Below are 12,851 nucleotides of genomic sequence, written 5' to 3'. Positions count from 1 at the left end.
GCGTATTATGAGCAACAAAAAGCCAAGGGTAAGCCGCATAACAGCATTATTAGATCACTGGCATTTAAATGGATAAGGATTGTATTTAGGTGTTGGAAAACGAATACCCCCTACGATGAATCGACATATTTAGCAGCATTGAAACGCAGAGGCTCACCACTTTTAAAATTTGCAATTAATAGCTAAATTTTACTAGTCGTCCACCTCAGGGCGTGTTGTTATGTTTATAATTGCCTGTGACTCTAAGTATTAAGTTAATTAGAAGTTTACAAACAACTATATAAATAAGCACGGGAATAAAAACAAGGAATGAAGAAAAATAAAGAAAAGCTATGTATAAATTCACGTAACCTCTAAATAAACCATTATCGATTGCGCAAGTCTTTACCGCCATAGTTCCCGCATTCCAACCATCACAGTTCATTACCCCAAGTACAGGTAAGATAAAAGCGATAAAATACAAGACAAGAGTAATACGATTTCCTTTCAGCACTCATCTATCCTTGATATAAACATAACGCCCATTTAAGGGGCTGATAATAGTTTGCTAAAATGTGTAGCGAAGCGAAACCGAGCAAACTATTAGCAGTCCCGCTTGAAATTCTTGTTATGTTTTCAATAGATTAACCTTGGCTAAGCCAAACTATAAATCAATACACCGTACATCAAAGCTAATCCAATTCTACTAAAGTAAAGCCTATTTTTGCTCAAGTGTTTTGACTCAAACTTGAGAATCCCAAAAACTAAAGCAAACGCCCTTAAAACACCAACAACAAATCCAGTAATTAAGCTAGGCAGAAGATAATCTTCAATTCCATGCATTCCCGCGAAAAAAAATTGTAGCAACGCCCGCAATAAAGCCTATGTAAGGCCATATTATTAATTCGGATAAAACTCTTTCAAATCTACTCAATTGCATAGGAAAACATAACGCCAAGCTCACCTGCACATACTGCGGAGAGCGTTTTTGTGTGAAAATGGAGCGCAGCGACAGACACAAAAACGAGTGTAGCAGTATGTGTCAGAGTGCAGCGCCTTGTTAGCCATTTTCCTCGACTCCATATTCTTGAGCTATTTCATCGAGGTTTTGATAGATTTTTGCTGAATATAAATGCTTACTCTTATTTATAGCCGCCAACAGATGACTAGCAATATTACCATTCATATCTTCTCCTTCGTACGATGGTATTGAAACCAAAACTAATAGAAGCGGGAGCACCTCAGCTAGTAGCTCTGCTGGATATTGGGATATGTAGTACGCCGCAGCCATTCTTGGGTCATTTGAATACTCGTCATGGGGGGCACAAATATTACATAACTTTAAGAGCACCTTTGGATCATTTAAGTGTTCAGTAAAGAAACTCTCTGCTTCTTTATCAGAGTGTAATGATGCTATCAATTTTTCTCTTAGTGAATTCATGCTCATACTTTCATGTGTGGCTAACGCCCAATTAAGGGGCTTTTTGTAGTTTGCTAAAATTGTGTAGCGAAGCGAAACCTAGCAAACTGTAAAAAGTCCCGCTTGAATTGCTTGTTATATTTCGGTTAATTAAGCCAAGCAATTGAAACAATAATTAGCGCATAAAACAAAATACCCACAAAATATTGCATAAGAAAACTACTATTTGATTTTGAATCTTTAAATTCTGAATAGCTATAAACTTTAGATTTATACAAACCGAAAGAAGCTACTTTCAAGACCACTGTACCTGTTAGGTAAAGAAAGAAATCAAAAGCTAATGCCACAAGTAAACTAGGTATAAACTCTAATACGATTCCCATTTAACTCTCCATTCTGATAGAAATATAACAATTTAATATCGACCCTAAGGGTCGTCTTTCTACCCAACATAGGGTCTATAGTATCTTATACATATTAATAACAAAATACCTTTTATTATTCTATATCAAGTATATAACTAATTGACATTTTACTAAGAAACCGACAAAAACGACCCATTGGGTCGATTTCTTGACTATAGGGGCCCTTAAGCTATAACTGTACATATATACAGCTATAGCTTAAGGGTATTTATGAAAACACAATCACCATTTTTAAATTACATTTCTGATTATATGTTAGTTAGACAATACTCGCTTAGGACCATTAATACCTATTTAAAGTGGATTGCCTCTTATATTCATTTTCATAAAAAAAGACATCCTGCTTCGATGGGAAGTAACGAAGTTGTCAGCTATTTAGACTACCTTGTGTTAACAAAAAACGTAGCGCCTAAAACTCAAGCAACTGCTTTAAATGCATTAGTTTTCTTATACAAACACATCATTAAGGAAGAGTTATCTTTAGACTTAACTTTTATCAGAAGCAAACGTCAACCCAAGTTACCTATAGTGATGACTCCAGAAGAGGTTAAAGCCCTCATGTCACATTTAAGTAAACGTTACTATCTCATTGCTGGGCTGATGTACGGTAGTGGACTAAGGGTGATGGAGGCTGTTCAGCTAAGGGTTCAAGATATTGACTTTGATTATAAGAGTATTCGTGTATGGCATGGTAAAGGTAATAAAAACAGAATTGTAACGCTTGCCACTGAGTTAATCCCCTTACTTAGAAATCAGATCGTACAGGTTGATGAATACTTACAATTAGATTTACACAATGAGCAATATGCTGGCGTTTGGATGCCTCATGCACTTGCAAAGAAATATCCAGATGCTAATACGTCTTTAGGCTGGCAATATTTATTTCCATCTCATCAATTAAGTGCAGATCCTGGAACTGGAGAAGTAAGACGGCACCATTTTCACCAAACAGGCGTTCGTAAGGCAATTAAAAAGGCTGTAAGAATGGCAAAGTTAACCAAACTTATCACGCCACATACTTTGCGCCACTCCTTTGCAACTCATTTACTACAAAGCGGGGCTGACATAAGGACCGTACAATCTCAGTTGGGTCACTCAGACGTCAAAACAACACAAATTTACACTCATGTTTTACAACAAGGTGCTAATGGCGTAATTAGTCCTTTTTCTAGGCTATAAAGCTGATTAAAAAAGTACAAGTTGGTTCTTATCAAAAAATTAAATGCTCTAAAGCCCATTCCTGCGCTATGAATTTTACACAGAGTTAATTTCAATCCCAACTAACTTTACTCTCGCTAACTAAAACCCTGATTACAAAAAAACCGCTGTTCGTTTAAAACAGCGGCTTTTCTACTTAAAGCTCATAGCCAAAAAACTAATAGCTAAACCTTACGCTTTACCAATCACTTCTAGTCCACCCATGTAAGGGCGTAATACTTCTGGTACGACTACTGAGCCATCTGCTTGTTGGTAGTTTTCTAGTATGGCTACGAGTGTACGGCCAACTGCTAAACCTGAGCCATTTAGTGTATGTAGTAACTCTGGTTTTTTTGCACCTTCACGACGAAAGCGAGCTTGCATACGGCGTGCTTGGAAATCGACCATATTTGAACAAGACGAAATTTCGCGGTAGGTGTCTTGTGCCGGTAACCATACTTCTAAGTCGTATGTTTTAGCTGCGCCAAAGCCCATGTCGCCCATACATAAAATTACTTTACGGTATGGTAGTTCTAGTGCTTGTAGTATTTGCTCTGCATGGCCTGTTAGCTCTTCAAGCGCTTGCATTGAATCTTCTGGTTTTACAAGTTGAACTAGTTCAACTTTATCAAACTGGTGCTGGCGAATTAAACCGCGTGTATCGCGACCATAGCTACCCGCTTCACTTCTAAAACACGGTGTGTGCGCAGTTAAGCGAATTGGTAAATCGCTTTCTTCGTAAATTTCATCACGGGCGCTGTTTGTAAGCGGTACCTCTGCTGTAGGAATAAGGCTAAAACCAGCTTGTTGCTCGCCGTCGTCGTTTACTAGGCCTAATGTATGGAATAAGTCGCCTGCAAACTTAGGTAATTGGCTTGTGCCGTAAAGGCTTGCGCTATTTACCAAGTACGGTACATACATTTCTGTATAACCGTTTTTATCTGTGTGGGTGTCTAGCATGTATTGAGTAAGTGCACGGTGCATACGCGCTACTTGGCCGCGCATTACGGTAAAGCGTGCGCCACTAATTTTAACGCCCATTTCAAAATCTAGGCCATTTAGGTCTTGCCCTACATCTACGTGATCTTTTACTTTAAAGTCGTACTTTTTAGGCGTGCCCCACGTAAGTATTTCAACGTTGTCGTCTTCATCAGCGCCTTCTGGTACTGATTCGTCTGGCAAGTTTGGAATTGCTAAAGCAATGTCGTTAATGGCGTTGAGTACTTCGTCTTGCGCTTTTTTAGTGGCGTCTAATTCGCTGCCTAAATTTGCCACTGCGTCTAAAAGCGGCTGTGCGTCTTCGCCTTTTGCTTTTGCTTGGCCAATGGCTTTAGCACTGGCGTTACGTTGACTTTGAAGCTCTTGCGTTTTTACTTGTAATGTTTTGCGTTGCTCTTCAAGTTCTGTCACTTTTGCAACATCAAGCTCGTAGCCACGCGCTGCTAAGCGTGCTGCAGTTTGCTCAACGTCTTGTCGTAAATATTTAGAATCTAACATGTTAGTTTTTTAACCTTTTTGCATTACCAGCTGAAGGCCCAGCCAAGCCATAAAAATACAGACCATCACATTTAAGATGATATTGAGGGCCATTTTAATAAAGTGACCTTGTTGTAACAACAACAACGAGTCCATTGAGAATGTTGAAAAGGTGGTTAATGCACCTAAAAAGCCAATACCGATAAGGGTTTTAGCGGGGCTTACAGTGATAATTTGTTTATCTATCAAACCGTATAAAACGCCCATTAACAATGAACCCAGAATATTAACCGTCAACGTGCCAAAAGGGAATCCCCTACCGAGGAGTTTTAGCATGGTTTCGCTAATAAAAAAACGTAAACAGGCTCCTGAGGCGCCGCCAATGGCGATCATCATATAAAGTTTAATCATTTTCGTATCGTTTAAGTGGGCTTTGCGCGTCGCGCTCTTTTAAGTAATCAAGTTTTTGTTTAATTTTTTGCTCAAGGCCGCGATCGCTCGGTAAGTAATATTCCTTGCCGTCCATTTCTGGCGGCAAGTACTTTTCACCTGCGGCAAAGGCGCCCTCTTCGTTATGCGCGTAGCGATACTCGGCGCCATAACCTAAGTCTTTCATTAAGTTGGTTGGTGCATTACGTAAATGTTCTGGCACTGGGTAACTTGGCTCGTTTTTGGCATCTGCCTTTGCTTGGTTAAACGCCATATAAACTGCATTACTTTTGGGTGCGCTGGCTAAATATAAAGTGGCCTGTGCAATCGCGCGTTCACCCTCACTTGGGCCAACACGTTGAAATATATCCCATGCGTTTAACGCCACTTCCATTGCGCGGGGGTCGGCATTACCTATGTCTTCTGTTGCAATGGCAAGTAAACGTCTTGCTACATAAAGTGGGTCGCCACCGCCAGCTAAAATACGGCAGTACCAATAAAGCGCACCATCGGGGGAGCTTCCGCGTACTGATTTATGAAAAGCCGATATTAAATCGTAAAATTCATCGCCGCCTTTATCGTATTTTGCTAAATGAGTTGGCAGTACTTGGCTTAATACGTGCTCATCTACGTTGTATGTGCCGTTTTGCTCCGTGGTTAAATCAACCGCTTGCTCAAGCAGGTTTAACACTTTGCGGGCATCACCGCCGCTTGCTTGGCACAGTGCCTGTTTGGCGTTACTAGCAATAACTATGTTTTTTTGGTTTAGTTGCTCATCTTGCACAAGTGCGCGCTCTATTACTGTGTAAAGGTCACTCTCTTGTAATGACTTTAAAACATACACGCGTGCGCGAGACAAAATCGCGTTATTAAGTGCAAATGAAGGGTTTTCGGTTGTTGCGCCAACAAATATAAAGGTGCCATCTTCTATGTGAGGTAAAAATGCATCTTGCTGTGATTTATTAAAACGGTGTACTTCGTCAACAAACATTAGCGTGCGTTGCCCACGACTTTGTAGGTTATCTTGGGCTTGCGTTACGCTGTCGCGAATATCTTTTACGCCTGCGGTCACAGCCGACATTTGTATAAGCTCGGCATCGGCATGGTTTGCAATAATTTGCGCAAGGGTTGTTTTACCCACCCCAGGCGGCCCCCACAAAATTAAGCTGTGGCAACGCCCTGCAACAATGGCTTGGTGCAGGGGTTTATCGTCACTAAGTAAATGCTGTTGACCTATGTATTCGTCAAGCGTTGTTGGGCGCATACGCGCCGCAAGTGGGCGTACATCAGGCCAAAAGTTAAAGCCTAAATTACTCACAGTGGCTCTGATCGTCTATTTCAACACCCTCTGGCGGGGTAAATTCAAACATTGCTGCATCAAGCTCGGTGTTTACTTTAGCATCATTAAAAGTAAACGAAGAAAGTTGCCCCGAATTATCGGTAACGACTAATTGTGCAAGACCTGCTTGGTTGTCTACAAACGTGATATCAAGCTGCTCTACTTGGCTCTCTATGCCTTTATTTGGCGTTACACTAAAGCCAGATTTAGTGGCTTGTACGCTGTACTTTTCCCATTGAGCAGGGTCTTTTGATGTAAGTAATACAAACGGCGTTGAGTCAATTAAGCTGTGAGTATCCATTATGGTTACTTGTTCAGCAAAACTGTCGAAGTAATAGGTTTTATCACCATTTGATACAAATAATGTGTCGTCTGGGTTTGTTTGCTCCCAACGTATCATCATAGGTTGCTTAAGGGCGATAGTGCCCTCGCCTTGCATTACAGCTTGGCCTTCTTTGTCTGTGACTTTTTGTGCAAACTGGGCTTTAAAGCTTTTAAGTGCTGCCAATTTGTCTTGCAGTGCTTGGCTGTCGTCCGCAAAGCTCGGTGCGGCAATTAAGCCGCTTAATACTAATAATAAACTGTTTAATTTTTTCATTGGTTTGCTCCATTAGGTACTAATACATCGCGAGCACCATTATGACCTGGTGAACTTACGATACCTGATGTTTCCATTTGTTCTACTAAACGGGCTGCACGGTTATACCCTACGCGCAACTTACGTTGTACTGATGAAACCGATACCTTGCCTGTCTCAATTACAAATGCGACCGCTTCGTCGTAAAGTGGGTCTGACTCTTCATCGGCACTTTCGCTTGCTTCACCGGGCAATAAAATATCTTCCGTGGCGTCACCATTAAGTATTTCGTCTATGTAATTAGGTTTAGCACGTGCTTTCCAATCATTAACGACTGCATGTACTTCATGGTCATCTACAAATGCGCCATGCACACGCTCTGGTACACTGGTGCCAGGCGGTAAATAAAGCATATCACCCATACCAAGAAGGTTTTCGGCGCCTTGCTGGTCAAGTATGGTGCGCGAATCTATTTTACTTGATACCTGAAACGCCATACGTGTTGGTATATTGGCTTTTATTAAGCCGGTAATTACATCAACCGATGGTCGCTGTGTTGCAAGGACCAAGTGAATACCTGCTGCACGTGCTTTTTGTGCAATACGTGCAATAAGTTCTTCTACTTTTTTACCTACAATCATCATCATGTCGGCAAATTCATCAATTACCACAACAATGCTTGGTAGTTTTTCAAGCTCGTCGGGGCCGTCTTTCATGCCGTCTGTGTCTTTAAAAAGTGGGTCCATAATGGGGTAGCCCGCTTCTTTGGCATCAAGTACTTTTTGGTTGTAGCCTTTTAAATTACGCACACCTAATGCCGACATCAGCTTGTAACGGCGCTCCATTTCACCTACACACCAACGCAGCGCGTTAGCCGCCTCTTTCATGTCGGTAACAACTTCACACAATAAATGCGGTATACCTTCGTAAACCGAAAGCTCAAGCATTTTAGGGTCAATCATGATCATACGAACATCATCTGGGCCCGATTTGTACAGTAAGCTTAATATCATTACATTAACGCCCACTGACTTACCCGACCCCGTTGTACCAGCTACTAATAAATGCGGCATTTTACCAAGGTCGGCACACACTGGCTGGCCTGCAATATCTTTACCTAACACCATGGTAAGCGGCGATGGGTTTTGCTCAAACTTAGGCGCATTTATTACTTCCGACAAACGCACTATTTCACGGTGTTTGTTAGGCAGCTCTATGCCTATGTAAGTTTTACCCGGAATAACTTCAACTACACGTACACTAATAGCAGAAAGCGAGCGGGCTAAATCTTTTGATAAACCGGTAATTTTAGACACCTTAATACCCGGTGCTAAATCAAGCTCAAATCGTGTTACAACAGGGCCTGGATATACACCAACGACAGTGGCTTGTACGTTAAAGTCGAGTAATTTTGTCTCTACAAGGCGCGATACAACATCGAGCTCTTCTTGCGAAATTGGGTTTTTAGCTTTATCGGGCCTGTCGAGTAAATCAAGCGACGGCAATGGGCCTGGTGGCGCTTCTTGATCAAGCAGTTGTTCAAATTTTTCTTTTGCCGTTGGCGGTGGCTGATACGCAGGCTTTGCTTTAGGCATTGGTCTAGCTGGCGATACCACCGTTGTAACTGGCTTTTCAGGTTCCACAACTTGGCTTTGATCAAGCGCGTTTAATGCTGCCGCCGTATCCATTGGTTCATCGTCTATGGCACTAAAGCCAATTTCTTGATCGAGTATATCGTCAAGCTCATCAAATGGGCTGTAGTCGTCACTAATTTGTGGCTCTGTAAAAGGTGTTTGCGGTTTATTAATGGCTTTTTGAGGGGCATCGTTTTTCGCCTCTACTGGCGCTTCAAGCTGCTCTGTGAGGTCGTCGTTAAACTGGGCATCTACATTGTCATTACTTGTATTTGCAGCAATGCGTTCTCTGTTAATCCAACCTTTAATATACGAGGTAATAAAGCGATACAACCTAACCATTAAATCGCCTAGGTAATCTACAAAATCAACCCACGACACACCAGTTAAAAGGGTTAATCCTGCAAAAAAGAAACACAATAGCAAAATTGATGTGCCAGTAAAATTAAACGCCGGCATCATAGCTGTTGCAATGACATCTCCCACTACCCCGCCTGATGAAAAATTATAAATGTCGTCAAAGTTAATGCTACTGATTGCCGTAGCAGACGTTACAAACAGGGCTAGGCCAATAACACGAAGGGCTAATGTTGTGTAATCAAGCTGTAAAATACGGTGGGGTTGCTTAAATAATAAATAACCAAATAATTGAATTGCCGCCGGGACTAAGTAAGCAAGCCACCCAAAAGTAAGTAAAAGTATATCGGCGACCCATGCACCGGCTGTGCCTGTAATATTTTTTACGTTTCTAAATTCGCCAGTTTGCGACCACGACGGGTCAGCCGGATCAAAACTGATTAAGGCACATAAAATAAATATTGCAGCAAAGGTACTGATTATCAGCCCTGTTTCTAATAGTCTTTGCACACCGTTCAGGCGCATAGCTTCCTATCCCTCTTATTATTCTATTTATTACACTTCAACAGCAGTCAAATACCTTAGCAGGAAATGCAATTTGATGCACTTTATCTTAGTTTGTATGGCCTGATTATGAACAAGTTTTTATAAATTAGGCGTAATAAAATAATTATTTACAATGCCATTATTAATTTAAGCAATATAAGGACGAATTATAACGCCGTCTTCCCCTTTTACTTCTTCCATCACTACATAAGTTCTGCTTTCACTTACGTTAGGTAATTTAAGCAATATATCACCCAGTACTCCCCGGTATTCCGACATGTCGTTAACACGCGTTTTAAGTAAAAAATCAAAATTACCCGACACTAAATGACATTCTATTATTTCTTCGTGCTTTTTAACGGCTGCACTAAACTCGTCAAATACGTCTGGCGAGGTTTTTGTTATGGTGACCTCTACATACACCGATAACCCCTGCCCTAGCTTAGCCGGATCGACCACCGCTTTGTATCCGAGTATGTAACCTTCTCGCTCAAGCTTTTTTACGCGCTCTAAGCAGGGCGTGGCACTCAGACCAACTCGTCGGGCCAGTTCAACATTTGAAAGGCGCCCATCGTGTTGTAATTCCATCAAAATTTTGCGGTCAATTCTGTCTAATAACTGATGCATAAGCCCTACTAGGTTTTTATTCTGTAATTTTTATAATTTTAGATAATAACACTAGCTTAGCATTTAAAAAAGGTGAGACACACTGGCTTGTCATGAATATAATAGTGAAAAATTTCAATCCGTTCTTAATAAGGCAAATGTTATGATTATTGGTGTACCTAAAGAAATCAAAAACCATGAATACCGCGTAGGTATGGTTCCTGCTAGTGTTCGTGAATTAGTTAATCACGGCCACCAAGTGATTGTAGAAACGAATGCAGGTATGGGCATTGGTTTTACAGATGAAGATTACACCCAAGCAGGTGCAGACATTTTAGCAACTGCAGCTGACGTTTTTGCAAACGCAGAGATGATTGTAAAAGTAAAAGAACCACAAGCAGTTGAACGTGCAATGCTTCGTGAAGACCAAATTCTATTTACTTACCTTCACCTTGCACCTGATCTTCCACAAACTGAAGACCTTGTTAAGAGCAAAGCAATTTGTATTGCTTACGAAACAGTGACTGACTCTCGCGGTGGTTTACCACTTCTAGCGCCTATGAGCGAAGTAGCTGGCCGTATGTCTATTCAAGCCGGCGCACAAGCACTTGAAAAATCTAACCACGGTCGTGGTATGTTGCTAGGTGGCGTACCAGGTGTTGAGCCAGCCAAAGTTGTTGTTATTGGTGGTGGCATGGTAGGCCGTAGCGCTGCGCAAATGGCAGTTGGCTTAGGTGCAGATGTTGTTGTGCTTGACCGTAACATTGATGTACTACGTGCACTAGACGCGCAATTTGGCAATAAAGTAAAAGCAATTTACTCAACTGCTGACGCACTAGAAAAACATGTACTTGAAGCCGATTTAGTTATTGGTGGTGTATTAATCCCTGGTGCAGCGGCTCCTAAGCTAGTAACAGCCGATCACATTAAAGCAATGAAGCCAGGCTCTGCCATTGTAGATGTTGCTATTGACCAAGGCGGTTGTATTGCAACGTCTAAAGCAACAACGCACGCTGATCCAACGTTTATTGTTGACGACGTTGTTCACTACTGTGTTGCGAATATGCCGGGTGCTGTTCCACGTACATCTACATTTGCACTTAACAATGCCACATTGCCGTTTATTATTAACCTTGCAAACAAAGGTTACAAAAAGGCATTGCTAGATGACGCTAACTTCTTAAAAGGCTTAAATGTAATTAAAGGCCAAGTAACGTACAAAGAAGTTGCTGAAGCATTTAACATGGATTACGTTGACCCACGCACAGCAGTAGAAAACGCTTAATTTAGCGTTTGTACTTACAAAAAAAGCAGCTATAAAGCTGCTTTTTTTATGTCTAACTTAAACTAAATTTAAATAAACCGTTTAATAATAAAATCTACTTTTACCCGTTTTGCTTGGCCAAGTAACTTTTTAACTGGCTGAGGGTAATCTTCCATGGTTTCTAAATCATCTGGACCAGTTAAACGGCGGCAGTGCTTAAGAATTTCATGCTTTTCGTTATCAATCGCTTGCATAATAGTTTGCTCGGGATCTTCAATTAGTATTCCATTTTCTATGTCTAAACCCCATGCACGTGGATTTAAATTATGTCCACTTAATAAATGCTTTGATCTATCTGCACATATTCCTTTTAAATGAAAAGAATTATTGCCGTGCTTCCAAAGGTATACGTTCAAGTTTCCGTTATCTATATGGCGTTTTTGCGTTTTAACGAATTTATGCAAAATAGTTTCGTATAAATAAGGCAACGCACCAATTTTGCTAAACGGCTCACTAGGTGGCATATAAAAATCATTTGCGGTTTTATCGCCCACAACAATTGTAATATGTTTGCCTTGCTTTAAAAGCCTGCGTAATGAGCGCATAAGCGGCGCCGGGAAGTTAAAGTATGGCGTGTAAAGCACTAGTTCGCGCTCTGTTGTATCAAAAAGCGCCTTGATCATACGGTTAAGTTCGTTATGCCGGCGCCCAAGTCCTAAAAACAAACGAATATTTAACGCATTATTACTTGCTTGCTCAGCCGACTTGTAACTTGCTGCTTTTAAATCACGCATTAATTGCTTTTGCTCAAGTTTAAAGTCAATTAAACGCTTGAGCGGACGCATGTCGATACGAGGCACGGCCACAGAACTCAACAGCTTTGATTCGATAAAGTCTATTACAGAATCACACAAACCTTTTTGCGTAATTAAAAAGTAACGGTCAAGCCTGTAGCGGTCGTTATGCTGTAGATACACATTATTTAAGCTAGCACCGCTGTAAAGTAACGTGTCGTCTATAACAAAGCCTTTTAGATGCAAGACGCCAAATAGCTCTTTCGCTTTTACAGGTACACCAAATACTTGTACATTTGATTTAAATTTTTCTAGATAGTCACAGTATAAACTTGCGTTCCCGTCTGATTTCTCAGCACCAATGAGTCCACGCTGGGCACGATGAAAATCGACCAGTACTTTTACTTCAAGTCCAGGGTTAGCTAAAGATGCATTGTGTAATGCCTCTAAAACTTCACGGCCTGCTTCATCATCTTGCAAATAAAGCGCGGTAATATAAATACGCGTTTTTGCATTAGCGATTAAATTAAGTAATTGTGTGCGGTAATCTTGCGCATTGGTTAAGACGTTAACGTCTTTTGAAGTCAACCCAAATGCGGGTTTTTCCTGCCAAAATAACATAGTTGCCTATTCATTTAGGTCACATAATCTATCAGTGACAAATCAAAATTAGGTAAAACATAACAAAAAAAATCAAAGTGGTCATGAATTAACGACGTTTTGTTGCTTGTTAGTCTATTTATTGAGCTAGTTTACCCTGTAAGGCGTAAAAGTGTGATTGTTTAGTACATAAAAATGAACAGCTTTT

General features: G+C 40.9%; 11 protein-coding genes and 1 pseudogene. 3 read left to right on the top strand and 9 right to left on the bottom strand.

What is annotated here, in order from left to right; all coding sequences use genetic code 11:
* Positions 1–186 (top strand): annotated as a pseudogene (locus AC27I2_RS13535) (IS110 family transposase); the annotation flags it as partial.
* Between the two features lie 853 nt (positions 187–1,039).
* On the opposite strand, the gene AC27I2_RS13530 reads toward AC27I2_RS13535, so the two are convergent.
* Together AC27I2_RS13530 and AC27I2_RS13525 are read right to left on the bottom strand one after the other, a co-directional pair.
* Positions 1,040–1,420, bottom strand: coding sequence for a hypothetical protein (locus AC27I2_RS13530; RefSeq protein ID WP_487204572.1), 381 nt, complete (start codon positions 1,418–1,420; stop codon positions 1,040–1,042).
* A 125-nt stretch (positions 1,421–1,545) separates the two neighbouring features.
* Positions 1,546–1,782 carry a hypothetical protein gene (locus AC27I2_RS13525; protein ID WP_487204571.1) on the bottom strand — a complete coding sequence of 79 codons (237 nt, stop codon included), beginning with the start codon at positions 1,780–1,782 and terminating at the stop codon, positions 1,546–1,548.
* A 252-nt stretch (positions 1,783–2,034) separates the two neighbouring features.
* On the opposite strand from AC27I2_RS13525, the gene AC27I2_RS13520 reads away from it, so the two are divergent.
* Complete coding sequence (locus AC27I2_RS13520) at positions 2,035–3,003, top strand: integron integrase (RefSeq protein WP_487204570.1); 969 nt, start codon at positions 2,035–2,037, stop codon at positions 3,001–3,003.
* A gap of 210 nt (positions 3,004–3,213) precedes the next feature.
* Here AC27I2_RS13520 and serS read toward each other — a convergent pair whose 3' ends face one another.
* The 6 genes from serS to lrp all read right to left on the bottom strand — a co-directional run bounded on the left by serS (position 3,214) and on the right by lrp (position 10,006).
* The gene (gene serS / locus AC27I2_RS13515; RefSeq protein ID WP_487204569.1) at positions 3,214–4,518 is read right to left on the bottom strand and encodes a serine--tRNA ligase; all 1,305 of its coding nucleotides are present in this window, start codon (positions 4,516–4,518) and stop codon (positions 3,214–3,216) included.
* 9 nt (positions 4,519–4,527) lie between these two features.
* Positions 4,528–4,908 carry a fluoride efflux transporter CrcB gene (gene crcB / locus AC27I2_RS13510; RefSeq protein WP_487204568.1) on the bottom strand — a complete coding sequence of 127 codons (381 nt, stop codon included), beginning with the start codon at positions 4,906–4,908 and terminating at the stop codon, positions 4,528–4,530.
* Entirely contained in the window at positions 4,901–6,244 is a 1,344-nt protein-coding gene (locus AC27I2_RS13505; RefSeq protein WP_487204567.1) for a replication-associated recombination protein A, read from the bottom strand. The genes crcB and AC27I2_RS13505 overlap by 8 nt, the downstream gene beginning before the upstream one ends.
* Complete coding sequence (lolA, locus tag AC27I2_RS13500; protein ID WP_487204566.1) at positions 6,237–6,863, bottom strand: outer membrane lipoprotein periplasmic chaperone LolA; 627 nt, start codon at positions 6,861–6,863, stop codon at positions 6,237–6,239. Before lolA ends, AC27I2_RS13505 begins: the two co-directional genes overlap by 8 nt.
* On the bottom strand, positions 6,860–9,358 hold the full coding sequence (locus tag AC27I2_RS13495) for a DNA translocase FtsK (RefSeq protein ID WP_487204565.1): 2,499 nt from the start codon (positions 9,356–9,358) through the stop codon (positions 6,860–6,862). The genes lolA and AC27I2_RS13495 overlap by 4 nt, the downstream gene beginning before the upstream one ends.
* A 168-nt stretch (positions 9,359–9,526) precedes the next feature.
* Positions 9,527–10,006 (bottom strand): leucine-responsive transcriptional regulator Lrp, encoded by a 480-nt coding sequence (lrp, locus tag AC27I2_RS13490; protein ID WP_006792871.1) that lies wholly within the window; start codon positions 10,004–10,006, stop codon positions 9,527–9,529.
* 142 nt (positions 10,007–10,148) lie between these two features.
* On the opposite strand from lrp, the gene ald reads away from it, so the two are divergent.
* Positions 10,149–11,270, top strand: a complete 1,122-nt coding sequence (gene ald / locus AC27I2_RS13485; RefSeq protein ID WP_058405501.1) for an alanine dehydrogenase — start codon at positions 10,149–10,151, stop codon at positions 11,268–11,270.
* 68 nt (positions 11,271–11,338) lie between these two features.
* Here ald and pssA read toward each other — a convergent pair whose 3' ends face one another.
* A complete protein-coding gene (gene pssA, locus AC27I2_RS13480) occupies positions 11,339–12,664 on the bottom strand; it encodes a CDP-diacylglycerol--serine O-phosphatidyltransferase (protein WP_058405500.1) in 1,326 nt (441 codons plus the stop codon).
* Positions 12,665–12,851: the final 187 nt, after the last annotated feature.

The organism is Pseudoalteromonas sp. NH0006-46 (genome assembly GCF_057547735.1).
Note: the sequence above shows the minus strand (reverse complement) of the source record. Positions and strands in the feature narration are given on the sequence as shown.

Bases quoted from the DNA above. Each gene is read 5' to 3' on its own strand.
- AC27I2_RS13530 (WP_487204572.1), bottom strand. From the start codon at position 1,420: ATGAATTCACTAAGAGAAAAATTGATAGCATCATTACACTCTGATAAA.
- AC27I2_RS13525 (WP_487204571.1), bottom strand. From the start codon at position 1,782: ATGGGAATCGTATTAGAGTTTATACCTAGTTTACTTGTGGCATTAGCT.
- AC27I2_RS13520 (WP_487204570.1), top strand. From the start codon at position 2,035: ATGAAAACACAATCACCATTTTTAAATTACATTTCTGATTATATGTTA.
- serS (WP_487204569.1), bottom strand. From the start codon at position 4,518: ATGTTAGATTCTAAATATTTACGACAAGACGTTGAGCAAACTGCAGCA.
- crcB (WP_487204568.1), bottom strand. From the start codon at position 4,908: ATGATTAAACTTTATATGATGATCGCCATTGGCGGCGCCTCAGGAGCC.
- lolA (WP_487204566.1), bottom strand. From the start codon at position 6,863: ATGAAAAAATTAAACAGTTTATTATTAGTATTAAGCGGCTTAATTGCC.
- AC27I2_RS13495 (WP_487204565.1), bottom strand. From the start codon at position 9,358: ATGCGCCTGAACGGTGTGCAAAGACTATTAGAAACAGGGCTGATAATC.
- lrp (WP_006792871.1), bottom strand. From the start codon at position 10,006: ATGCATCAGTTATTAGACAGAATTGACCGCAAAATTTTGATGGAATTA.
- ald (WP_058405501.1), top strand. From the start codon at position 10,149: ATGATTATTGGTGTACCTAAAGAAATCAAAAACCATGAATACCGCGTA.
- pssA (WP_058405500.1), bottom strand. From the start codon at position 12,664: ATGTTATTTTGGCAGGAAAAACCCGCATTTGGGTTGACTTCAAAAGAC.